We start from the raw sequence: 20,892 nt of genomic DNA, 5'->3' as shown, positions 1-20,892 counted from the left end.
CGCGTCCGCGCTCGCGGCGCGGCCGAGTCTTTCCGTTCATTCACGGGAGTACCGCATGACCGATTCGAATCCCCGCCACGCGCTGTACGAACTCGCGTGCCGTTACGCGCAGGCCGTCGACCGGCGCGACTGGCCGCGCCTCGCCACCCTCTTCACCGCCGACGCCCAGCTCGACGGCCCCGGTTTCCGTTTCGACGACCGCGATGCGATCGTCGCCGGCATGCGCGTGATCGAGCGCTACGAAACCACCCAGCATCACGTGCACAACCAGCTCGCCACGCTCGACGGCGGTGAGGCCGACGTCGAGACCTACTGCCTCGCGTGCCACGTGTACGTGCGCGACGGCGTGAAGCGCAAGCTCGACTGGGGGCTGCGCTATCGCGACCGCTGCGTGCTCGACGGCGGCACGTGGCGCTTCGCCGCGCGCACGCTGCACGTCGACTGGTCGCAAGACCTGCCGCTGGGGGGCTGAACGATGCGCGCATCCCTTCCCCTCGCCGGCCGCACCGCACTCGTCACGGGCGGCGCCGGCGGCATCGGCGCGGCCTGTGCGCACGCGCTTGCCGCCGATGGCGCGGCCGTCGTGCTGATGGGCCGCCGCCGCGATGCACTCGAACGCACGCAGCGGCACCTGACCGACACGCTGCCCGGCAGCCGCGTCGCGATCCACGCCGGCGACGCCTGCGACGACGGCGACCTGCAGGCGGCGCTGGATACCGCGTGGGCGCTCGACGGCCGGCTCGACATCGTCGTGCCGACCGTCGGCGGTGCCGGGTTCCGGCCGCTGCTGATGCACGACGCCGACAGCTTCCGCGCGGAAATCGAGCTGAACCTGAACAGCGCGTTCGCCGCGATCCGCCACGCCGCGCCGAGGCTCGCCGACAGCGGCGGCGGCACGATCGTCTGCATCTCGTCGACGGCCGCGCAGATCAATTTCCGCTGGCTGACCGCGTACTGCACCGCGAAGGCCGCGCTCGAAGCGCTGGTGCGCGGGGCCGCCGAGGAACTGGCCGGCGCGAGGATCCGCGTGAACGCGGTGCGGCCGGGCCTCACGCGCTCGGAGGCCACCGCGCCGATGTTCGACAACCGGGCGCTCGTCGACAGCTTCCTCGACCAGATCCCGCTCGGCTCACTCGGCGAGCCGGAAGCGATCGCGCACGCGGTGCGCTATCTCGCCGGCCCCGAGTCGGGCTGGGTCACCGGCCAGAGCTTCGCGGTCGACGGCGGCCACGAGCTGCGCGCCAACCCGCGCGTCGACGCCACCATCGCGCAGATCTACGGCGCGGCCGCGCTCGACGCGGTCAAGGCCGGCCGTGCGCCGGGCGCCGCATGAGCGCCCGCCTTCTTTCAACGTCACAGGAAATCGACCGGACATGAATCGAGTCGCAAACAAGGTCGCGCTGATCACCGGCGCGGCGAGCGGCGTCGGCCGCGCGGATGCGCTGCTGCTCGCCGCCGAAGGCGCGCGCGTGGTACTCACCGACATCGACGAGGATGCGGGCCGCGCACTCGCGCGCGAGATCGGCGACACCGCGCTGTTCGTCCATCAGGACATCGCCGACGAAGACGGCTGGCGGCACGCGATCGCGTCGACGCTCGAGCGCTTCGGCCGCCTCGACGTGCTCGTCAACAACGCGGCGATCTGCCCGGTCGGCTCGATCGAGGACACGAGCCTCGACACCTGGCGACGCGTGCTGCGCGTCAACGCGGACGGCTATTTCCTCGGCTGCAAGTATGCGATCGGCGCGATGAAGCACAACGACACGCCGGGCTCGATCGTGATGATGTCGTCGGTCGCCGCGCTCGGCGGCCTGCCGATGATGTGCGCGTACACCGGCTCGAAAGGCGCGGTGACGGCGCTCGCGCGCAGCGTCGCCGTCCATTGCAAGCGCAGCGGCTACCGGATCCGCTGCAACTCGATCCATCCGGACGGCATCTGGACGCCGATGACGCAGGCGCTGATGCCCGGCCTCGATCCGGCCGAGCTCGGCATCGGCAACGATCCGATGGCACGCATGTGCGATCCCCAGGACGTCGCGAATCTCGTGCTGTTCCTCGCATCCGACGAATCGCGCTTCGTGAACGGCGCGGAGCTGCGGATCGACAACGCGCAACTGGTTGCGTCGCTGTGATGCGGCGCGTGGCTTTTCCGTTCGAAGGAGTAGCGTTCCGATGATTTCCTTTTCCGGCAAGACCGTGCTGGTCACCGGCGGCGGCGCGGGCATCGGCCGCGCGTGCGCGCAAGCGTTCGGCGCGGCGGGCGCGCGGGTCGTGGTGGCCGAGGTCGATCCCGCCCGCGCGCAGGACGTGCGCCAGGCACTCGAAGCCGCGGGCGTCGACGCGCTGGTCGGCACCGTGGACGTCACACGCCGCGACGAGGTCAACGCGTTCGCGCGGACGATCGACGCCCGCTTCGGCGGGCTCGACGTGCTCGTCAACAACGTCGGCGATTTCCTGCAGATCGCGAAACCGTTCGACGACCATACCGACGACGACATCGCGCGGCTGTTCGACGTGAACCTGCGCCAGGTGTTCGTCGTCACGCGCGCGATGCTGCCGTTGCTGCGCAAGCGCGGCGCGGGCAGCAGCATCGTCGGCGTGTCGTCGATCGAGGGCTTTCGCGCGATTCCGAACTGCACCGTGTACGCGTCGTTCAAGGCCGCGCTGACCGGCTTCACGAAAAGCCTCGCGCTCGAACTCGGGCCGGCCGGCATCCGCGTGAACCAGATCGCGCCGGAGACCACCGAGACGCCGCAGGTGCCGGTCAGCGCGATGGTCGCGGCCGAGCATCGCGCGCACGTCCCGCGCTGGATTCCGCTCGGGCGCTTCGGTGCGGCCGGCGACATCGCGGGCGCCGCGCTGTTCCTCGCGAGCCCGCTCGCCGCATGGGTCACCGGCACGACGCTGCACGTCGACGGCGGCGCACTCGCGGCGGCCGGCTGGTATCGCGATCCGAACGGATTCTGGACCAACATGCCGGTCGTCACCGGCAACGGCTTCAATTTCTGAGCGACGTTCCGCACGGATTCGTCCGTTCAATCGTCGGTTCAATTCAAGCGGCGCAGCGGCGCCGCCACCGGAGACACCATGAAAATCCTGATCATCGGCGGTACCGGCCTCATCGGCGGCCACGCCGCATTGCATCTGCGCGCGCAAGGCAACGACGTGACGCTCGCCGCGCGCAAGCCGCCCGCGCCGGGCAGCGCGCTCGCGCAATTCGACGTGCTGCTGCGCGACTATGTGGCCGGCAACTTCACGCGCGACGATCTCGCGCCATTCGACGCGGTCGTGTTCGCGGCCGGCAACGACATTCGCCACCTGCCGCCCGGCACCGACGAAGCCGCGCACTGGGAACGCGCGAACGTCGACGCGGTGCCGCGCTTCTTCGCGCTCGCGCGCGACGCGGGCGTGAAGCGCGCGGTGCTGGTCGGCAGCTTTTATCCGCAGGTCGCGCCGGCGCTCGTCGACACGGTGCCGTACGTGCGCTCGCGCCATCTCGCCGACGAACGCGTGCGCGCGCTCGCGTCGCCGTCGTTCGCGGTGTGCAGCGTGAATGCGCCGTTCGTGGTCGGCTCGGTGCCGGGGCTGCGCAACGAGATGTTCGCCGCGTACACGGGCTATGCGCAGGGCAAGCTCGCGGGCCTGCCGGTGTACGGGCCGGCCGGCGGCAGCAACTTCATCTCGACGCAATCGCTGTCGGAAGCGATCTGGGGCGCGCTGCAACGCGGCGAATCCGGCAAGGCCTATCTCGTCGGCGACGAGAACCTGAGCTTCGCCGACTACTTCGCGGCATTCTTTCGCGCGGCCGGCAATCCGCAGCCGGTGCCGTCGCTCGACCAGGAGCATCCGCTGCTGCCGGACATCGCGATCTATACGGGACGCGGCAACGTCGTGGCGTACGAACCCGATCCGGCCGATATCGCGCTGCTGCGCTACCGGCGCGGCGACGTGCAGCGCGCGGTGAACGAAGTGGTCGCGCAGTGCGGCGCGTAAGCGCACGGCCGGCGTTGCACGCGCGACGCTGAAACGAAGCAGAAACGAAAACGTCCCGCCACCGGCGATGCATGCCGGCGGCAGGACGTTCGTGCCACAACGTCGTTACGTCGTTACTGCGTGACTTCGACTCACATCGTCAGCCGCCGATACGCTGTTCGATCTTCTTCATCGTCTCGGTCAACTCCGCCGGCAGACGCAGCTTCAGCGTGTCGAACAGCGCCGCATGCAGCTTCAGTTCCTCGCGCCATTCGCCTGCATTCATCGACGTGACCGCCTCGAACTGCTCGCGCGTGAAGTCGAGCCCGTCCCAGTGCAGGTCGTCATACGCCGGCGACACGCCGAACGCATGTTCGCCGCCGCCGCCGTTGCCTTCGAGGCGATCGAGCATCCACTTCAGCACGCGCATGTTCTCGCCGAAGCCCGGCCACACGAACTTGCCGTTCGCGTCCTTGCGGAACCAGTTCACGCAGTAGATCTTCGGCAGCGTCGCTCCCGCGCCTTCGAGCTGCTTGCCGAGCTTCAGCCAGTGTGCGAAATAATCGCTCATGTTGTAGCCGCAGAACGGCAGCATCGCGAACGGGTCGCGGCGCACCACACCCTGCTGGCCGGCCGCGGCGGCGGTCGTCTCGGAGCCCATCGTCGCGGCCATGTACACGCCTTCGACCCAGTCGCGCGCCTCGGTCACGAGCGGCACGGTCGTCGAGCGACGGCCGCCGAAGATGAACGCGTCGATCGGCACGCCGGCCGGGTTCTCCCAGTCCGCATCGATCGACGGGCATTGCGACGCCGGCGCCGTGAAGCGCGAGTTCGGATGCGCGGCCTTGCGGCCCGTTTCCTTGCCGATCTCCGGCGTCCACGGGTTGCCCTGCCAGTCCGTCAGCTTCGCGGGCGGCGTGTCGGTCAGGCCTTCCCACCACACGTCGCCGTCTTCCGTCAGCGCGACGTTCGTGAAGATCACGTTCTCCTTCAGCGTCGAGATCGCATTCGGATTGGTCTTCACGCCGGTGCCCGGCGCGACGCCGAAGAAGCCGGCTTCCGGGTTGATCGCATACAGGCGCCCGTCGCGGCCCGGCTTCAGCCACGCGATGTCGTCGCCGATCGTCGTGACCTTCCAGCCGTCGAAGCCCTGCGGCGGGATCAGCATCGCGAAGTTGGTCTTGCCGCACGCGGACGGGAACGCGGCCGCGACGTGATACTTCTTGCCGGCCGGCGACGTCACGCCGAGGATCAGCATGTGCTCGGCGAGCCAGCCCTGGTCGCGGCCCATCGTCGACGCGATGCGCAGCGCGAAGCACTTCTTGCCGAGCAGCGCGTTGCCGCCGTAGCCGGAGCCGAAGCTCCAGATTTCACGCGTATCGGGGAAATGCACGATGTACTTGACCGGGTTGCACGGCCACGGCACGTCATTCTGGCCCGCTTCGAGCGGATGGCCGACGCTGTGCACGCACGGCACGAATTCGCCGTCCTCGCCGAGCACGTCATACACCTCGCGGCCCATGCGCGTCATGATCCGCATGTTCACGGCCACGTACGGGCTGTCGGACAGCTCGACGCCGACGTGCGCGATCGGTGAACCGAGCGGGCCCATCGAGAACGGCACGACGTACAGCGTGCGGCCGCGCATCGCGCCGCGGAACAGGCCGTTCAGCGTCTCGCGCATTTCTTCCGGCGCGATCCAGTTGTTGGTCGGGCCGACGTCGTCGGGCGATTCGGTGCAGATGAAGGTGCGGTCCTCGACGCGCGCGACGTCGGACGGATCGGACTGCGCGAGATACGAGTTCGGGCGCTTCGCCGGGTTCAGGCGCGTGAGCGTGCCCTGGTCGACCATCGCCTGGCACAGCGCGTCGTTCTCTTCCTGCGAGCCGTCGCACCAGACGACACGCTCGGGCTCCGTCAGCGCCGCGATCCGCGACACCCAGTCGATCAGCTTGCGATGTTTGACGTATGCCGGGGGAGCGATCAGCGGGCCGTGCGTCGCTTCGGCCAAAGAGTTTTGCGACATGGGAATGTCTCCAGATTATTGGGCAGGGATGGGGGATGCGGGGCGAGCCCGCGAGATGGGGAATGCGGTCGGAGCGCAGGTTGAAGCGACGCGCAAGGCGGGACGCGCGAGCGGAGCGCGTGTCGATGCCGCGATGCGGGCGAGAGAATGTGATGTCTCGTATGAGTGTGCGAACGCGAGTTTCGCCATGCAAGCAACCTGCCGTACAACTCCATATCGGCCAGCATACCATCGCCGTTATTGGGGTGGCGTTGCGTTGCAACAAGAAACAACTGTGTCGACGCGCCGGCACGCCGCTTGCGGGGAAGTCTTTTTTTCTGCGCCGCCGTGTGCGCTTTGGGGACGAAACGGCTGGAACGTCCGTCCGGCAAGGGTTTCGCAAAAGCGCAAAATCGGCGCGACAGGTTCGCATGCGACGCACCCGAACCGTCGCCGTCCGAATTCACGTTTTCGCTACTCAGGCAAACCCTGAATTAGGTTGCGTACACAAACATCCGTCGCGCACGCGTTGGGTACGCTACCGCTCAAAACGGCGCGCCGGGCAATCCGGGGTAATACGCGCCCGCAGCCATCCCGCCGTCGACCGACAGCTCGGCGCCGTTGCAGTACGACGCTTCGTCGCTCGCGAGAAACAGCGTCGCGCGCGCGATTTCCTCAGGCAAGCCGACACGCTGCAGCGGCACGTGCGTGTAGTGCTTGTTGACTTCGTCGAGCGGCGCGCCGGTCGGATTCGACATCGCGGTGTTCACGCCGCCGGGATGGATCGAATTCACGCGCACGCCCTGGTGGCCGAGTTCGAGCGCCGCCACCTTCGTCAGCCCGCGCACGCCCCATTTGCTCGAGACGTAGGCGGCCAGCGCATTCACGCCGCGCAGCCCGTCCACCGACGAAATGTTGACGATCGACCCGCGCTTTTGCGCGATCATGCGCGGCGCGATCGTATGGATGCCGACGAACGTGCCGACCAGATTGATCGAAACCGCACGCTCGAAATCGCGTTTCGACAACTCGGTGATTGCGCCGAACATCAGCACTGCCGCGTTGTTGACGAGCACGTCGATACGGCCGAACTGCTCGACGGTCGCGTCGGCCACGCGTTGCCAGTTTGCTTCGTCGGCCACGTCGAGCCGCATGAAGCGCGCGGCGTCGCCGAGCTCGCGCGCGAGCGCCTCGCCTTCCGCGTCGAGCACGTCGGCGATCACGACGCGCGCGCCCTCTTCGACGAACAGCCTGCACGTCGCCGCGCCCATTCCGCGCGCGCCGCCCGTGACGATCGCTACCTTTCCTTCCAGTCGACTCATGTCGTTCTCTCTTCGATGCGTTTCGATTTCAGTTCCGGTTCCGGTTCCGTTTGCTGGCCGCCACGCCCGGCTGCACGCCGGTGCGCGGCCGATCACGAGCTGACGACGACGCGACGATCCCGCGCCAGCCGTCAGCCCCAGTACGCCTGCCCGCCGTCGAGCGGCAGCGTCGCGCCGGTCAGGTAGGCCGCATCGCGGCTCGCGAGAAACACGATCGCGCGCCCGATGTCCTGCTCGCAGTCGCCGACGCGGCCGAGCGGGATCGTGCGGAAGAACGCGGCGGCCTCGTCCGGGTTCGCGTCGACCCAGCCCTTCAGCCCCGGCGACAGCGCATGCGGCGCGACCGCGTTCACGCGGATGCCGTCGGCGCCCCATTCGCATGCCGCCGCACGCGTGAGCGCACGAATCGCTTCCTTGGTTGCCGCATAGGCGCCGTAACCCGACGTGTCCCAGCGCACCGCGGCCGACGATGCGAAATTGACGATCACGCCATCGCCCTTCAGATGCGGATGACACGCGCGCATCATCCGCAGCGTGGCGATCGGCCCCGATTCGAGGCCCGCGAGAAAATCCGCGTCGGTCACGTCGAGCAGGCGGCCGAGCGGCACGACCTGCGCGTTGTTGACGAGAATCTGCACGCCGCGAAACCGCTCGACCACCGCATCGACGCACTGCGCGATCTGCGCGGCGTCCATCACGTCGCACACGAACGGCTCCGCGACCCCGCCGCGTGCGCGAATCGCATCGCACGTCGCGACCAGCTTGTCGCGTGTGCGGCCGACCACGGCCACCTGCGCGCCTTCGGCTGCGAGCGCGTGCGCGACACCTTGCCCGACGCCCTGCCCCGCGCCCGTCACGAGCGCGACCTTGCCCTTGAGCATGCCCATGCGCGCTCCTTAAGCGACGATTGCCGGATGCGCCTGCACGGGGCCGCCGAGCAGTTCGCGATACGACGGCGGCTGTTTGCCGTCGAGATCAGAAATGCCGTACTGCAGCGCGGCTTCCGCGCCGACCAGCACCTGCCCGGACAGCGCCATGCGCTGCGGATCGGCATGGATCGCGTGAATCACGCGGCCGGTGAATTCCGGGCTTTCGGCGACGAGCGAGAATTCCTTGTACAGGTCTGGATGCTCGTCCCACACGCGCGTCGTGCGCTCGGTGCGCAGCGGCCCCATCCAGATCGACACGGCCGCGACGTCGAACGGCTTCAGGTCGACCGCCATATCCTTCGCGAACTTGTCGACACCGGATTTCTGCGCGCCGTACGCGGCGCCGTGCATGTAGCAGCTTGCGCCGAACGACGACGTGAACGCGATCAGCCCGCTGCGGCGCTTCGCCATCAGCGGCGCGGCATGCCAGCTCGCGACATAGGCCGAACGCAGCCCGACGTCGAGGATGTTCACGAGGTCGAGCGACTTCTCCCAGAACGGGCCCGGCAGGATCAGCTGGTCGTGCAGGTACGTCGCGTTGTTGACGAGGATGTCGAGCCGCCCGCTTTCCCGTTCGACACGCTCGAACAGCGCCTTCACCTGCGCGTCGTCCGCGTGGTCGCACGCGACCGCGATCCCGCGGCCGCCGAGCGCGTCGATCTCGCGCGCGGTCTCGTGGATCGTGCCGGGCAGCGGCGCATCGCCTTCGTTCTGCGAGCGGCCCGTCACGTAGACGGTCATGCCGGCCGCACCGAGCGCGCGCGCGATGCCCTTGCCTGCGCCGCGCGACGCGCCCGTCACGACGGCGACCGGCGCCTCGTGGTTCTGTGTCATGTTCGATGTCTCCTGGGGGAATGTTCTCGACCGGCGCGGGGAGCGCGCGTCGTTTCGTTATGCGGCAGGCGGCTGCGCGCCGGCGAACAGCACGCCCGGCGCATCGCCGTCGTAGCGGGCCGACAGCGTCGACGTGACGACGCAGCGCGTGGCCGCGATCTTCCATTCGCCGTCGACCTTCCGGTATTCGTCGTCGTAGGTCGCGCCGAGCTGCGTGAGCGTGCGCGCATCGGTGTCGAGCATCTGGTAATGCAGCCCCCAGGTGCCTCGCGCATGCGTGTCGTCAAGCACGGTGATGTCGGGATTCACGCCGTGGTGCATCTCGACGATGTGCGGGTGGCAGCCGAGCCGCTCGAATACGTCGACGAGGGCGTCGCGATGCTCGAACGTGCCGATCCGGCCATAGTCGATGTGCACGGTGCCGGGCGCGAAGCAGTCGCGCATCCCTTGCGGATCCTTCCGGTCGCAGCACGTGAAGTAGCGGGCCTTCAGCTGGCGGATTGCGTCGGCGTCCTCGAGCCTGCGCACGCGCACTTCCATTCGTTCGATCGGGGTCATGCCGTCTCCTTGGTCTCGTGTGCGCGGATCGAAGCCGCGTCGACGCCACGTTACAGCCGCACGAACGGCCGGCCATCACCTGTTTGGATGAAACCGAGGGTTCGTATCGACGGCGGTGAATGCGGCGGTCGCGGCCGTCGCGGCGTTCGTCCGAACAGACGATGTGACGCAGGCGGCTTCGTTCCTACCATCGGACGACACCACCACGGAGACACGGCGATGGACGAGACGACCCGCACGCTCTACGAATACGAGCAGATCCGCCAGCTGAAGTACCGGTATTTCCGCGCGATCGACACGCACGACTGGGCGTTGCTCGAACAATGCGTGACCGAGGATTGCGAGGTGCTGCTGCAAGGCGGCCGCTATGCGTACGACGGCCGCGACGCATTCGTGTCGAGCCTGCGTGCGCTGATCGGCAAGCCGACCTTCCTGACGATGCATCACGGCCATCACCCCGAGCTCACGCTGGTGTCCGCCGATCACGCGTGCGGCGTGTGGTTTCTCGAGGATCACGCGATCAATCTCGAGGAAAACTACCTGATGCACGGCGCCGCGTTCTACGACGACCAGTACGTGAAGCGCGACGGCGCGTGGCGCATTCACGCGACACGCCACGAGCGCCTGTTCGAAACCGTCACGTCGCCGATTCCGCCGTCGTTCACGCTGACCGCGAACCGCTTCGCGCCGCACGCGCACGACGCAACGCGCCCGGCCGATTCGGCCGCCAGCGCTTCCTGAAACCCGGCGGCAGCGCCGCCGATCCCGTCATTCCCCCCCTGGAGCCGGAGCAATGGAGAAAGTCATTTACGTGTTGTGGCGCGACGCGCAGGCCACGCCCGAGCCGTGGAGCCGCAGCGTGCGCGCGCAGCTCGCCGACAAGCTGCTGTCGCTCGGCGCGCACGGCGTGCAGGTGAACGTCGCCGACGCCGACGTCGCGCCGGCCGCCGGCCTCAAGCAGACCAACACGCACCCGGGCATCGACGGCATCGTCGCGGTATGGATCGACAGTGCGAACCCGATGTTCCGCCAGCCGTTCGACGACGCGGTGCGCGCGGCCGTCCCGCACATGGCCGCGTATCTCGTCACCGAATCGCAGCCGATTCCGAACACGCGCTTTCCCGCGCGGCCCGGCGAGCGCACGAGCGGCTTCTCGCAGCTCGCCTTCCTGAAGCGCCCGCCGCGCCTCACGCACGAAGCGTGGCTCGATGTGTGGCACGGCCATCATACGCGCGTCGCGATCGATACTCAGGACACCTTCCTGTATGTGCAGAACGTGGTCGTGCGCGCGCTCACGCATGCGGCGCCCGGCTACGACGCGATCGTCGAGGAGTGCTTCCCGGCCGCGGCGATGACCGATCCGTACGCGTTCTTCGATGCGGTCGGCGACGAGGAGAAATTCCAGCGCAACGTGGCGGAGATGATGGACAGCTGCGGACGCTTCATCGATTTCGACAAGATCGACGTGGTGCCGACGAGCCAGTACGTCGTGAAGGCGGTGCGCGGATAAAACGCGGATAAAAAAAACGCCAACCCGTCATGAACGGGTTGGCGTCGTGCCACGGGTATGACGATTACGAGAACTGGTTCATCGTGTTGTCCTTGCCCGCCGCCTTCAGCGCTGCTTCGCCGCTGAAGTATTCCTTGTGGTCGTCGCCGATATCCGAGCCGGACATGTTCTGGTGCTTGACGCACGCGATGCCCTGGCGGATTTCCTTGCGCTGCACGCCGGCCACGTAACCGAGCATGCCCTGGTCGCCGAAGTATTCCTTCGCGAGGTTGTCGGTCGACAGCGCGGCCGTGTGGTACGTCGGCAGCGTGATCAGGTGATGGAAGATGCCGGCTTCGCGCGATGCATCGGCCTGGAACGTGCGGATCTTCTCGTCGGCGAGCTTGGCCAGTTCGGTCTCGTCGTACTCGACGCTCATCAGCTGCGCGCGGTCGTAGGCCGACACGTCCTTGCCCGCGGCCTTCAGCGCGTCATATGCCTGCTGACGGAAGTTCAGCGTCCAGTTGAACGACGGGCTGTTGTTGTACACCAGCTTCGCGTTCGGGATGACCTTGCGGATTTCGCTGACCATGCCGCCGATCTGCGCGATGTGCGGCTTTTCGGTTTCGATCCACAGCAGGTCGGCGCCGTTCTGCAGCGACGTGATGCAGTCGAGCACGCAGCGTGCTTCGCCCGTGCCGGCGCGGAACTGGAACAGGTTGCTCGGCAGGCGCTTCGGACGCAGCAGCTTGCCGTCGCGCTTGATGACGACGTCACCGTTGCCCAGCTGGTCGGCCGACAGTTCCTCGCAGTCGAGGAACGCGTTGTACTGGTCGCCCAGGTCGCCCGGCGCGTTGGTCACGGCGATCTGCTTGGTCAGGCCGGCGCCGAGCGAGTCGGTACGGGCGACGATGATGCCGTCGTCCACGCCCAGCTCCAGGAACGCGTAGCGGATCGCGCGGATCTTCGCGAGGAAGTCCTCGTGCGGCACCGTGACCTTGCCGTCCTGGTGGCCGCACTGCTTCTCGTCGGACACCTGGTTCTCGATCTGGATGCAGCACGCGCCCGCTTCGATGAACTGCTTGGCCAGCAGGTAGGTCGCTTCCGCGTTGCCGAAACCGGCGTCGATGTCGGCGATGATCGGCACGACGTGCGTCACGTGGTTGTCGATCTTTTCCTGGATCGCGGCCTTGGCAGCGGCGTCCTTCGCAGCATCGAGCTCGCGGAACAGGCCGCCGAGTTCACGCGCATCGGCCTGGCGCAGGAACGTGTACAGCTCGCGGATCAGCGCGCTGACCGAGGTCTTTTCGTGCATCGACTGGTCCGGCAGCGGGCCGAACTCCGAGCGCAGCGCGGCGACCATCCAGCCCGACAGGTACAGGTACCGGCGTTCGGTGCTGTTGAAGTGCTTCTTGATGGAGATCATCTTCTGCTGGCCGATGAAGCCGTGCCAGCAACCCAGCGACTGCGTGTACTTGGCCGGGTCGGCATCGTACGCGGCCATGTCGGCGCGCATGATCTTCGCGGTGTACTTCGCGATGTCGAGCCCCGTCTTGAACTTGTTCTGGGCACGCATGCGGGCCGCATACTCGGGGCTGATGGCATTCCACGCGCTGCCGTGGTTTTCCTTCAAGCCAGCCACTGCCTTGATGTCGTCTTGATATTGGGACATGTCAATCTCCTGGGAACGAAGCGCATTTGAGTAAAGGGTTCAGCGTGCCCGCTCCGTGTGACGAAGCGAACTGCATGGACTCAATGGTAACGCCGCGCGACGCACTGTCGAGCAACTCTTATATAAGACATAAGATATAAATTCTGCTTGTTTTTCAATGAGATAAGCAACGCGTTTTGCGATGCAAAACAGGTTTTCAAGCGGCGGGAAGATGACGCGGCCGGAATTCGGCGCACATTCCGCGATATGAAACGGCCTTTCGGCAGTTGGTGGGAGGACAGGCACGGCGATTCATGTTTCGCGCTTTTGCCACCGACATGACAAAACGTCTATACTTGGACAATCCATCGACGGCGACCCGACAGGCGCCGTCCCCGCGTACCGCGATGCGCGCCCTCCTGCCCGGAACCTCATGAGCGACTACCCCGTCTTCGACGCGCTGTGCGAACTGCTGAACACCTCGGGCGCGCGGTTCCGCGTGCTCGATCACCCGGCCGAAGGCAAATCCGACGTGATCGCCGCGCTTCGCGGCACGCGTCCCGAACAGGGCGCGAAGGCGATGCTCTGCACGTTCAAGGACGGCGGCGACGCCACCGCGCTCGCGGTAATCCCCGGCCACCTGAAAATCGACTTCCGCAAGGTCGCCGACGCGGTCGGCCGCCGCAAGGCGACGCTCGCTCCGCCCGAACTCGCCGCCGCGGTCACGCGCTGCGTGATGGGCGCCGTGCCGCCGTTCGTGTTCGACGCGAACGTGGCGCTCGTCGTCGACCCTGCCCTGATCGAACTCAACGACGAAATCGCGTTCAACGCGGGCCGCCTCGACCGCTCGGTCGTGCTCGACGCGTCCGACTACGTGCGGATCGCCCGCCCGCTGCTGGCCGACATCACGCGGCCGGAAACGACCGGCGCGCCCGCGCTCGAGGCCGGCGCATGACCACGCCCCGCCCCAGGCCGCAGTCGGAACAGGCATCGCTGATCGAGCAGGTGCTGCGCATCGCCGAAGGGCTCGGCGCGATGTTCGCGCCGTTCACCGAAGTCGTCGTGCACGACCTGCGCACGCCGGAGCACGCGATCCTCGCGATCCACAACAACCTGTCGGGCCGCGCGATCGGCGATCCGGCGACCGAACTCGGGCTCGCCCGCATCGCGGACGATGACTTCCCGCAGGTGCTCGCGAACTACGCGAACCGCTTCGCCGACGGCCGCACCGCGAAAAGCACGTCGATCGGCATCAAGGATTCGGGCGGCCGCTATGTGGCCGCGCTGTGCCTGAACGCGGACGTCACGCTGTTCCGCGGCTTCCAGGGGATGCTGAACCAGTTCTGCAGCACCGAAGGCGCGCCCGTCGCCGAAACGCTCGACCCGGCCGGCGCGGACGCGATCCGGCAGCGCATCGATGCGTTCGCGACGCGCCTCGCGACCACGCCGCGCGAGCTGAAGACCGACCAGCGCCGCGAGCTGATGCAGGCGCTGAAGGCGGACGGCTTCCTCGAGGTTCGCCGCGCGATGGAAATCGTCGCGCAGCACCTCGGCGTGTCGCGCGCCACTGTATACAACGATGCGAAATGACGCGTGCCCGCGGCGCGCCCCGCTTACCTGTTGACTGACTCTTCCGACGAGCGACTCATGAACACTCCGACCCTCCCCACCTACGACGATGTCGCGGCCGCCGCGGCACGGCTCGATGGCCACGCGCACCGCACGCCCGTGATGACGTCGCGCACGATCGACGAAGCGCTCGGCGCGCAGGTGTTCTTCAAGTGCGAGAACCTGCAGCGCATGGGCGCGTTCAAGTTCCGCGGCGCGTTCAACGCGTTGTCGCGCTTCGACGCGACGCAGCGGCGCCACGGCGTCGTCGCGTTCTCGTCCGGCAACCATGCGCAGGCGATCGCGCTGTCGGCGCGCATCCTCGGCATCCCCGCGACGATCGTGATGCCGCAGGACGCGCCGGCCGCGAAGATGGCCGCGACGCGCGGCTACGGCGGCAACGTCGTCACCTACGACCGCTATACCGAGGACCGCGAGCAGATCGGCCGCGAACTCGCGGAAAAGCACGGGCTCACGCTGGTGCCGCCCTACGACCACGCGGACGTGATCGCCGGCCAGGGCACGGCGGCGAAGGAGCTGTTCGACGAAGTCGGGCCGCTCGACGCGGTGTTCACGCCGCTCGGCGGCGGCGGCCTGCTGTCGGGCACGGCGCTCGCGACGCGCGCGCTGTCGCCGCACGCGAAGTTGTACGGCGTCGAGCCGGAAGCCGGCAACGACGGCCAGCAATCGTTCCGGTCCGGGTCGGTCGTCCATATCGACACGCCGCGCACGATCGCCGACGGCGCGCAGACGCAGCACCTCGGCAACCTGACGTTCCCGATCCTGCGGCGCGACGTCGACGACATCCTGACCGCGACCGACGCGGAGCTGGTCGACTGCATGCGCTTCTTCGCGACCCGTATGAAGATTGTCGTCGAGCCGACCGGCTGCCTGTCGTTCGCGGCCGCGCGCCGGATGAAGGACGAACTGCAAGGCAAGCGCGTCGGCATCGTGATCAGCGGCGGCAACGTCGATCTCGAAAATTTCTGCGCGCTGGTGTCCGCCTCCGCGTAATGCGTCGCGGCGCGCGGATGACCGCATGAACATCCTGTCATCCGCGCGCCGCCGCTCCTTCACGCCGCGTTAAGTTTCGCGCCCTAGACTGAATGCGTTGTCCCGCAGTCAGTCGTGAAGAAGGAGTCACCATGAACACGCACGCGATCGTCGCCGCCGCCCTCGCGGCAGCATCCCTTTCGGCGTTCGCTCAACCGGGCGTGACGTCATCCGGTTTTCCCGCCACGTTGCTGCACGCACCGCACGCCTCGGTCGCGCAGGCAGCCCACCGTTCGCCCGCCGCGCTGGCGCATGCCGGCTTCGTGCTCGCGAAGATCGATCAGAACAATACGCCGCCCGATCGCGGCGGCGACCCGAGCGGCCGCACGCACGGCGGCATGCATATGTAACGCGGGTCACGCTGCGTGAGCCGGCCGCGTCGGTCGGCCGGCCCGCGTCACGCCATCACAACGACGGCAGCGACGGATCGCGCGCGGCGAGGATGTCCGCGGTGCGCCGCTGCAGCGCGCCGTCGAGCGTCTCCGGCTGCGGAATCAGCCAGTAGCGCCCGTCGCGAATGCCGTCGAACGCGCGCGCCGCGAACACGTCGGGCGTGAGCCCGTGCGCGTTCAGCATCGCGCGCATCGTATCGACGAAGCCCTGTACTTCGGGCCGGTCGTGCGCGGCGCCGAACGGGTCGTTGAAGATGCCCGTCTGCACCGGGCCCGGCGCGAGCAGCGACACGCCGACCGGCGCGCCGAGCATCTTCAGTTCGCCGTACAGCGATTCGGTCAGCGCGACCACCGCGAATTTCGTCGCCGAGTAAGGCGACATCAGCGGGCTCGGCAGGAACCCGCCGACCGACGCGGTATTGACGACGCGCGCCGGCACGTTGCGCTCGAGCATGCGCGGCACGAAGCTGCGGATCCCGTTCATCACGCCGTGCACGTTGATCGCGACACTGCGCTCGAACCGTTCCGGCGTGATTTCCCAGCTGAAGCCGGTCGCCATCACGCCCGCGTTGTTGAACAGCAGGTCGACGCCGCCGAAGCGCCGCCAGGCGGCGTCGGCCAGCGCGTCGACGGCTTCCGGGCGGCTGACGTCGGTCGGCACGCACAGCACGTCGGTGTCGAGCGTCGCGGCGAATGCGTCGAGCTTCGCCGGGTCGAGGTCGGCCAGCACCACGCGCATCCCGAGCGCGGCCGCGTGGCGCGCGAGCCCGCTGCCGATGCCGCTGGCCGCGCCGGTGATCACGGCGGTGCCGCCGTCGAAGCGAATCGGGTTCGTCATGTCACAGTCCTGCCGGGTCGATATGGGGATGCGCGTACGCCGGAATCTCGGGCAGCGGCAACGGCGTGCGGCCGTCGAGCGAGCGCACCGCGAGCCCCTGCGACAGCGGGAAATGCAGGCTGTGCGTGACGAGGCCCGTGCGCTCGCGCGCCGGCAGGCTGCACAGCGCGAGTGCAGTTTCCGCCAGATACGCGACGTCCTCGGTCGGATAGCCTTCGGGGATATAGCGGGCCGCGCCCGGCGTGCGAATCGCGGTGCTCGGCGCGACCAGGTTCACCGCGATGCCGTCGGCTTCGAGTTCGGCCGCGAGCCCCTGCGTGAAACGCGACAGCGCGGCCTTGACCGCCGCATAGACGGTCGCGCCGCCCGCGCGCGCGAAGTCGTCGAACGGCCGCAGCGGCGCGAGCGCGGTGACCGAGCCGACGTTCACGATCCAGCCGGCGCCGCGCGCGCGCATCAGCGGAATCGCGGCCTGGCTCAGTGCGAACGGGATGCGCAGGTAGTGTTCGATCGTCGCGTCGAACATCGTCATCGGCATCGCGTCGACGCACGCATAGTCGGCCACGCCCGCGTTGTTCACGAGGATGTCGAGGCCGCCGGCCGCCTCGGCCGCGCGCGCGACGAGCGCATCGCGCTCGGCCGGCTTCGACAGGTCGGCCGCGAGTGCGATCGCGCGGCCGCCGGCCTGCTCGATCAGCGCGACCGTTTCGGCGAGCGTGCCGGCGGTCGTCGCCGAGTGCGTGAGGCTGCGCGCCGTCACGACGACGGTCGCGCCTTCGGCTGCGAGGCGCTGCGCGATCGCGCGGCCGATGCCGCGGCTCGCGCCCGTCACGAGCGCGCATTTGCCCGCGAGCGTCGCGGTTCGGTGGTCGGTCATGATGTCTCCGGTGTAGATGATGGTGTGTCGGGGTCGTTATGCGTCAGCCCGCGATATCCGCAACGTGCAGCACGAACTTGGTTTTCGCGTCGCCCGTTTGAACGAGGTCGAGCGCGCGCGCCGCCTGTTCGAGCGGAAAACTGTCGAAGCGCGGCACGCGCAGCGTGCGCGTGCCGAGCCGCTCGGCGATCGATGAAAGCGTGGCGCCGCTCGGCATCCGGCTGTAGGTCATCGCGGTGCGCAGCCCGCGCCGCGCGGCCTCCGCGCCCGTCGCGGCCAGCCGCTGCGCATCGCCGGGCGCGAGCGTCATGATGGTCACGAGCGTGCCGCCCGGCGCCAGCAGGTCGAGCGCGGCGGGCAGCGTATCGCCGCCGACCGCATCGAGCACGAGATCGACGCCGCCGGGCGCCCACGCCCGCACGGCCGTCGCGATGTCCTGCGCGCGATAGTCGATGCTCGCCGCGGCGCCGAGCGCTTCGACGCTCGCGCGGTTGCGTGCCGAGCACGTCGCCGCGACGCGTGCGCCGGCCTGGGCGGCAAGCTGGATCGCGAAGGTGCCGACCGCGCCCGCGCCGCCGTGCACCAGCACGGTCTGCCCGGCCCGCAGCCCGCCGTCGTCGAACAGGCCGGCCCATGCGGCCAGCGCGGGCGTCGGCGTGGCGGCCGCTTCCGCGAAGCCGACCGCGTCGGGCAGGCGCACGACCGAGTCGTGCCGCACCGCGACGTATTCCGCATACGCGCCCCAGCGCCCCGCGCCGACGTCGGTCTGCGCGAACACGCGCATCCCGGGCGCGACACCTTCGACGCCGTCGCCGACTGCCTCCACCACACCGGCCGCGTCGAACCCGATCACGAATGGAAACGTCATTTGCATGAACGCGCCGAGATAGCCTTCGCGGCATTTCCAGTCGGCGGGATTGACGCCCGCGTACGCGACGCGGATCAGCACGTCGCCGGGGCCCGGCTTCGGGGCGGGAACGTCGGCCAGTCGCAGCGCGTCGGAATGGCCGACGCGGTCGATCAGCAAGGCTCGCATGGTGGTGTCTCCGGTGTTGTCGTTTGCATTGCGGCGGGTCGCGTGCGCGTCGCGCGTCACGCCGCCGTGTCGGCCAGCAGGCTCGACGCGAGCGGACAGAACGCGTGCGAGATCGCCTCGACCGTCCAGTCGGGGCTTTCGGCATCGAAGCGACGGTCGACCCAGCCCCAGTGATACGGATGCAACAGGTATTCGCCGAGCAGATCGCCGACGTGCGCGAATTCCTGTTGCCAGACGTGGGTCCACATGCCCGGCGTCACGATCCGGCTCAGTCGCCAGTTGCGGATGCCGGGCATGAATGCCGGCATGCGCAGCAGTTCGCGCTCGAGATCGCGCACCTGCGCTTCCGCGGCCTGCGGCCGCACGCGCAGCATCAGCGTGCGCCATATGCCGTCGTGCAGCGCCGGTTCGCGCAGGCCGCCGCCGATCGCATGACACGCCGCGCCGTCGATCCGCACGACGCCCGGCAGGCCGGCCAGCGCGGCGAAATCCGGCGCGTGGCCGGTCGCCCGTTCGTCGCGCAGCACGTCGAGCGTGTAGTCGCCCGCGCCCCAGCAGCCGTCGAGATTGCGCGCGAGCGCCACGCGGGTCGCGCCCGGCAACGCCTGCGCGGCTTCGCGCAACGCGTGCTCGAATGCGCCGGCATCGCCGGTCGCCGAAACGAAAATCTGAGCCGTGTCATGCCGCATGGTCGACCTCCGTCAGGGCCGGCAGCGGCGCATCGGCATCCGTCATCACGTGGCGGCGGCGGGCGTCGCACAGTGCGTCGACGGCCATCCAGAACGCGACCACGTCGCCGTCGGTCAACGCGCGCATCCGGTAGTACGACGGCGCATCGGCGACCTGCCACGTCAGCCACAGCGTGCTCGGCTGCCCCGGCACCGCGACGGGCGGCGACACCCAGCGGCCGGCCGCCGTCAGTCCGCGTGCCGCGTGGCCCGGCAAATAGCGGTCGCGCAGCAGCGCCAGCACGTCGGGAATGCGCTCGGGCGCGAGGGTGATTTCGTCTACGATCTGAATCATTCGCGGGTCGTCTCGGGTGGTTCGTGGCGGGATGCGATGCCGGCCGCCTACGCCGTTCCGGCGAGGCCGGAAGCGGCCGGCGTGGATAGCATTCTTGCGTGACGACGGTCGGCGAACCCCTACCGGCACGCTCACCGGCCCCTGTCGCAACGCTCAGATCGGGAGACATATGAAACAGCGTGCATTGCCGGCACGCGGCCGCGTGCTGCCGGGCTTCGGTGCCCGTCTGCTCGACGAACTGGCGCGCAGCGGCGTGCCGCCGGCGCAACGGCCTGCGCCGACGGCCGTTGCTGCTGCGTCGACGACGACACCCGGCGGCTTCGTCGCGCTGTACCGCGACGCGATCGAGCGGCTCGAGGCGCAGGTCGCGCGCGGCGACGGCCATCCGCCGATGCGCAAGCAGGAAGTCGACCTGATGTGCCGGTGCCTCCTCAGTTGCGCGACGCTCGCCGACGCGATCCGCTGCGCCGCCGAGTTCTGCGAGATGCTGACGCCGCGCGCCGGCGCGCTGTCGCTCGCGGTGCGCGACGGACGCGCGACGTTCCGGATGGATTCGCTGCGCCGCACGCGCAGCCCCGCCGCGTGCCTCGTCGACCTGACGGGACTGTTCTGCTATCTGCAACTGTTCGGCTGGCTGATCGGGCAGCCGCTGCGGCCGGACGAAGTCTGGCTCGGCCATCCGCGCCGCGAAGACGCGATGCCGCTGCTCGGGCTGTTCAACGCGCCGGTCGACGTCGGCCGCAAGACCTACGGCTTCGCGTTCGACGCGGTGCGGCTCGATGCGCGCGTGATCCGCCAGCCGGGCGAGCTGGCCGCGTTTCTCGTCGATTTTCCGTTTCGGCTGATCGATGCCGCGCCGGCCGTCGTGTCATGGGCGCAGCAGGTGCGCGGCTTTCTCGATGCGGCGCTCGCGCGCGAACAGGCGCTGCCCGCGCTCGCGGCGCTGGCGACATGGCTCGGCGTCAGCGAAGCGACGCTGCGGCGGCGGCTAGCGGCCGAAGGCAGCAGCTATCACGCGTTGCGCGAACAGTGCCTCGCCGACGTCGCACGGCGCTGCCTGCGCGAGTCGGACTGGCCGGTCGCGCGGATCGCCGCGCATCTCGGGTTCGGCGGCGAGGAAGCGTTTCGGCGGGCGTTCGTGCGATGGACGGGCATCGCGCCGAGCCGGTTCCGGCGCGATTGCAGCGTCGCTGGCGGTGCGTTTCGTCAGACATGAAACGCGGTGCGAAGGCTCGGATTGAAATGATTTCGAAAGCATCCCGCGAGCACTGACGTTTTTTCGCATCCCTGCGCACTTCGATAATT

Annotated in this window: 23 protein-coding genes; 12 read left to right on the top strand and 11 right to left on the bottom strand. The window is 68.6% G+C overall.

The genetic code is table 11. The features are described from left to right. Positions 1–55: 55 nt before the first annotated feature. The 5 genes from U5A56_RS04150 to U5A56_RS04130 all read left to right on the top strand — a co-directional run bounded on the left by U5A56_RS04150 (position 56) and on the right by U5A56_RS04130 (position 3,993). Positions 56–472 carry a nuclear transport factor 2 family protein gene (locus U5A56_RS04150; protein WP_321921004.1) on the top strand — a complete coding sequence of 139 codons (417 nt, stop codon included), beginning with the start codon at positions 56–58 and terminating at the stop codon, positions 470–472. Positions 473–475: 3 nt separating this feature from the next. Further along, positions 476–1,333 carry an SDR family NAD(P)-dependent oxidoreductase gene (locus U5A56_RS04145; protein ID WP_321795691.1) on the top strand — a complete coding sequence of 286 codons (858 nt, stop codon included), beginning with the start codon at positions 476–478 and terminating at the stop codon, positions 1,331–1,333. Positions 1,334–1,373: 40 nt separating this feature from the next. Then, on the top strand, positions 1,374–2,132 hold the full coding sequence (locus tag U5A56_RS04140; RefSeq protein WP_014899307.1) for an SDR family oxidoreductase: 759 nt from the start codon (positions 1,374–1,376) through the stop codon (positions 2,130–2,132). A 40-nt stretch (positions 2,133–2,172) separates the two neighbouring features. Further along, on the top strand, positions 2,173–3,009 hold the full coding sequence (locus U5A56_RS04135) for an SDR family NAD(P)-dependent oxidoreductase (RefSeq protein WP_415749084.1): 837 nt from the start codon (positions 2,173–2,175) through the stop codon (positions 3,007–3,009). Between the two features lie 78 nt (positions 3,010–3,087). Beyond that, on the top strand, positions 3,088–3,993 hold the full coding sequence (locus tag U5A56_RS04130) for an NAD-dependent epimerase/dehydratase family protein (protein WP_044844601.1): 906 nt from the start codon (positions 3,088–3,090) through the stop codon (positions 3,991–3,993). 139 nt (positions 3,994–4,132) lie between these two features. Here U5A56_RS04130 and U5A56_RS04125 read toward each other — a convergent pair whose 3' ends face one another. From U5A56_RS04125 to U5A56_RS04105, 5 genes are all read right to left on the bottom strand, one after another. Beyond that, a complete protein-coding gene (locus tag U5A56_RS04125) occupies positions 4,133–5,998 on the bottom strand; it encodes a phosphoenolpyruvate carboxykinase (GTP) (protein ID WP_321921002.1) in 1,866 nt (621 codons plus the stop codon). 524 nt (positions 5,999–6,522) lie between these two features. Beyond that, entirely contained in the window at positions 6,523–7,299 is a 777-nt protein-coding gene (locus tag U5A56_RS04120; RefSeq protein ID WP_124484724.1) for a glucose 1-dehydrogenase, read from the bottom strand. A gap of 131 nt (positions 7,300–7,430) precedes the next feature. Further along, positions 7,431–8,186: an SDR family oxidoreductase gene (locus U5A56_RS04115; protein ID WP_321921001.1), complete on the bottom strand. Its 756-nt coding sequence runs from the start codon at positions 8,184–8,186 to the stop codon at positions 7,431–7,433. A gap of 9 nt (positions 8,187–8,195) precedes the next feature. Next, positions 8,196–9,062 (bottom strand): SDR family NAD(P)-dependent oxidoreductase, encoded by an 867-nt coding sequence (locus U5A56_RS04110; RefSeq protein WP_124570851.1) that lies wholly within the window; start codon positions 9,060–9,062, stop codon positions 8,196–8,198. A 57-nt stretch (positions 9,063–9,119) separates the two neighbouring features. Then, positions 9,120–9,620, bottom strand: a complete 501-nt coding sequence (locus U5A56_RS04105; protein ID WP_321921000.1) for a nuclear transport factor 2 family protein — start codon at positions 9,618–9,620, stop codon at positions 9,120–9,122. A gap of 219 nt (positions 9,621–9,839) precedes the next feature. Here U5A56_RS04105 and U5A56_RS04100 point away from each other — a divergent pair, with 219 nt between their 5' ends. After that, positions 9,840–10,361: a nuclear transport factor 2 family protein gene (locus U5A56_RS04100; protein WP_321920999.1), complete on the top strand. Its 522-nt coding sequence runs from the start codon at positions 9,840–9,842 to the stop codon at positions 10,359–10,361. Between the two features lie 52 nt (positions 10,362–10,413). Beyond that, positions 10,414–11,130 (top strand): EthD domain-containing protein, encoded by a 717-nt coding sequence (locus tag U5A56_RS04095; RefSeq protein ID WP_321920998.1) that lies wholly within the window; start codon positions 10,414–10,416, stop codon positions 11,128–11,130. Between the two features lie 64 nt (positions 11,131–11,194). Here the strand turns inward: U5A56_RS04095 and U5A56_RS04090 are convergent, their stop codons facing one another. Next, complete coding sequence (locus tag U5A56_RS04090) at positions 11,195–12,781, bottom strand: isocitrate lyase (RefSeq protein ID WP_044844609.1); 1,587 nt, start codon at positions 12,779–12,781, stop codon at positions 11,195–11,197. A 412-nt stretch (positions 12,782–13,193) separates the two neighbouring features. Between U5A56_RS04090 and U5A56_RS04085 the strand changes: the two genes are divergently transcribed. The 4 genes from U5A56_RS04085 (at position 13,194) to U5A56_RS04070 (ending at position 15,771) form a co-directional block, all read left to right on the top strand. Next, the gene (locus U5A56_RS04085) at positions 13,194–13,715 is read left to right on the top strand and encodes a YbaK/prolyl-tRNA synthetase associated domain-containing protein (RefSeq protein WP_321920997.1); all 522 of its coding nucleotides are present in this window, start codon (positions 13,194–13,196) and stop codon (positions 13,713–13,715) included. After that, on the top strand, positions 13,712–14,350 hold the full coding sequence (locus tag U5A56_RS04080; protein WP_124570854.1) for a transcriptional regulator: 639 nt from the start codon (positions 13,712–13,714) through the stop codon (positions 14,348–14,350). The genes U5A56_RS04085 and U5A56_RS04080 overlap by 4 nt, the downstream gene beginning before the upstream one ends. Before the next feature lie 57 nt (positions 14,351–14,407). Then, complete coding sequence (locus tag U5A56_RS04075; RefSeq protein ID WP_321920996.1) at positions 14,408–15,382, top strand: threo-3-hydroxy-L-aspartate ammonia-lyase; 975 nt, start codon at positions 14,408–14,410, stop codon at positions 15,380–15,382. Between the two features lie 131 nt (positions 15,383–15,513). Continuing rightward, on the top strand, positions 15,514–15,771 hold the full coding sequence (locus U5A56_RS04070) for a hypothetical protein (protein WP_321920995.1): 258 nt from the start codon (positions 15,514–15,516) through the stop codon (positions 15,769–15,771). Positions 15,772–15,826: 55 nt separating this feature from the next. On the opposite strand, the gene U5A56_RS04065 is transcribed toward U5A56_RS04070, so the two are convergent. From U5A56_RS04065 to U5A56_RS04045, 5 genes are read right to left on the bottom strand one after another with little or no spacing between them, the layout of a single operon-like run. Continuing rightward, a complete protein-coding gene (locus U5A56_RS04065) occupies positions 15,827–16,651 on the bottom strand; it encodes an SDR family NAD(P)-dependent oxidoreductase (protein ID WP_124522869.1) in 825 nt (274 codons plus the stop codon). Position 16,652: 1 nt separating this feature from the next. After that, complete coding sequence (locus U5A56_RS04060; RefSeq protein WP_321920994.1) at positions 16,653–17,528, bottom strand: SDR family NAD(P)-dependent oxidoreductase; 876 nt, start codon at positions 17,526–17,528, stop codon at positions 16,653–16,655. A gap of 43 nt (positions 17,529–17,571) precedes the next feature. After that, complete coding sequence (locus tag U5A56_RS04055) at positions 17,572–18,564, bottom strand: NADP-dependent oxidoreductase (protein ID WP_321920993.1); 993 nt, start codon at positions 18,562–18,564, stop codon at positions 17,572–17,574. A gap of 56 nt (positions 18,565–18,620) precedes the next feature. Beyond that, positions 18,621–19,253, bottom strand: coding sequence for a Dabb family protein (locus tag U5A56_RS04050; RefSeq protein ID WP_321920992.1), 633 nt, complete (start codon positions 19,251–19,253; stop codon positions 18,621–18,623). Further along, on the bottom strand, positions 19,243–19,587 hold the full coding sequence (locus U5A56_RS04045; RefSeq protein WP_044844617.1) for a hypothetical protein: 345 nt from the start codon (positions 19,585–19,587) through the stop codon (positions 19,243–19,245). The genes U5A56_RS04050 and U5A56_RS04045 overlap by 11 nt, the downstream gene beginning before the upstream one ends. 169 nt (positions 19,588–19,756) lie before the next feature. Between U5A56_RS04045 and U5A56_RS04040 the strand changes: the two genes are divergently transcribed. Next, on the top strand, positions 19,757–20,803 hold the full coding sequence (locus U5A56_RS04040; RefSeq protein WP_321920991.1) for a helix-turn-helix transcriptional regulator: 1,047 nt from the start codon (positions 19,757–19,759) through the stop codon (positions 20,801–20,803). Positions 20,804–20,892: the final 89 nt, after the last annotated feature.

Source organism: Burkholderia sp. BCC1998 (assembly GCF_905339875.1).
Classification (GTDB): domain Bacteria; phylum Pseudomonadota; class Gammaproteobacteria; order Burkholderiales; family Burkholderiaceae; genus Burkholderia.
The sequence above is the reverse complement of the archived record's forward strand: the minus strand, read 5'-3'. Positions and strand labels throughout refer to the sequence as shown.

What these genes read in the sequence shown, in the direction of transcription:
- U5A56_RS04150 (WP_321921004.1), top strand. Translation starts at nt 56, where the DNA reads ATGACCGATTCGAATCCCCGCCACGCGCTGTACGAACTCGCGTGCCGT.
- U5A56_RS04145 (WP_321795691.1), top strand. Translation starts at nt 476, where the DNA reads ATGCGCGCATCCCTTCCCCTCGCCGGCCGCACCGCACTCGTCACGGGC.
- U5A56_RS04140 (WP_014899307.1), top strand. Translation starts at nt 1,374, where the DNA reads ATGAATCGAGTCGCAAACAAGGTCGCGCTGATCACCGGCGCGGCGAGC.
- U5A56_RS04135 (WP_415749084.1), top strand. Translation starts at nt 2,173, where the DNA reads ATGATTTCCTTTTCCGGCAAGACCGTGCTGGTCACCGGCGGCGGCGCG.
- U5A56_RS04130 (WP_044844601.1), top strand. Translation starts at nt 3,088, where the DNA reads ATGAAAATCCTGATCATCGGCGGTACCGGCCTCATCGGCGGCCACGCC.
- U5A56_RS04125 (WP_321921002.1), bottom strand. Translation starts at nt 5,998, where the DNA reads ATGTCGCAAAACTCTTTGGCCGAAGCGACGCACGGCCCGCTGATCGCT.
- U5A56_RS04120 (WP_124484724.1), bottom strand. Translation starts at nt 7,299, where the DNA reads ATGAGTCGACTGGAAGGAAAGGTAGCGATCGTCACGGGCGGCGCGCGC.
- U5A56_RS04115 (WP_321921001.1), bottom strand. Translation starts at nt 8,186, where the DNA reads ATGGGCATGCTCAAGGGCAAGGTCGCGCTCGTGACGGGCGCGGGGCAG.
- U5A56_RS04110 (WP_124570851.1), bottom strand. Translation starts at nt 9,062, where the DNA reads ATGACACAGAACCACGAGGCGCCGGTCGCCGTCGTGACGGGCGCGTCG.
- U5A56_RS04105 (WP_321921000.1), bottom strand. Translation starts at nt 9,620, where the DNA reads ATGACCCCGATCGAACGAATGGAAGTGCGCGTGCGCAGGCTCGAGGAC.
- U5A56_RS04100 (WP_321920999.1), top strand. Translation starts at nt 9,840, where the DNA reads ATGGACGAGACGACCCGCACGCTCTACGAATACGAGCAGATCCGCCAG.
- U5A56_RS04095 (WP_321920998.1), top strand. Translation starts at nt 10,414, where the DNA reads ATGGAGAAAGTCATTTACGTGTTGTGGCGCGACGCGCAGGCCACGCCC.
- U5A56_RS04090 (WP_044844609.1), bottom strand. Translation starts at nt 12,781, where the DNA reads ATGTCCCAATATCAAGACGACATCAAGGCAGTGGCTGGCTTGAAGGAA.
- U5A56_RS04085 (WP_321920997.1), top strand. Translation starts at nt 13,194, where the DNA reads ATGAGCGACTACCCCGTCTTCGACGCGCTGTGCGAACTGCTGAACACC.
- U5A56_RS04080 (WP_124570854.1), top strand. Translation starts at nt 13,712, where the DNA reads ATGACCACGCCCCGCCCCAGGCCGCAGTCGGAACAGGCATCGCTGATC.
- U5A56_RS04075 (WP_321920996.1), top strand. Translation starts at nt 14,408, where the DNA reads ATGAACACTCCGACCCTCCCCACCTACGACGATGTCGCGGCCGCCGCG.
- U5A56_RS04070 (WP_321920995.1), top strand. Translation starts at nt 15,514, where the DNA reads ATGAACACGCACGCGATCGTCGCCGCCGCCCTCGCGGCAGCATCCCTT.
- U5A56_RS04065 (WP_124522869.1), bottom strand. Translation starts at nt 16,651, where the DNA reads ATGACGAACCCGATTCGCTTCGACGGCGGCACCGCCGTGATCACCGGC.
- U5A56_RS04060 (WP_321920994.1), bottom strand. Translation starts at nt 17,528, where the DNA reads ATGACCGACCACCGAACCGCGACGCTCGCGGGCAAATGCGCGCTCGTG.
- U5A56_RS04055 (WP_321920993.1), bottom strand. Translation starts at nt 18,564, where the DNA reads ATGCGAGCCTTGCTGATCGACCGCGTCGGCCATTCCGACGCGCTGCGA.
- U5A56_RS04050 (WP_321920992.1), bottom strand. Translation starts at nt 19,253, where the DNA reads ATGCGGCATGACACGGCTCAGATTTTCGTTTCGGCGACCGGCGATGCC.
- U5A56_RS04045 (WP_044844617.1), bottom strand. Translation starts at nt 19,587, where the DNA reads ATGATTCAGATCGTAGACGAAATCACCCTCGCGCCCGAGCGCATTCCC.
- U5A56_RS04040 (WP_321920991.1), top strand. Translation starts at nt 19,757, where the DNA reads ATGAAACAGCGTGCATTGCCGGCACGCGGCCGCGTGCTGCCGGGCTTC.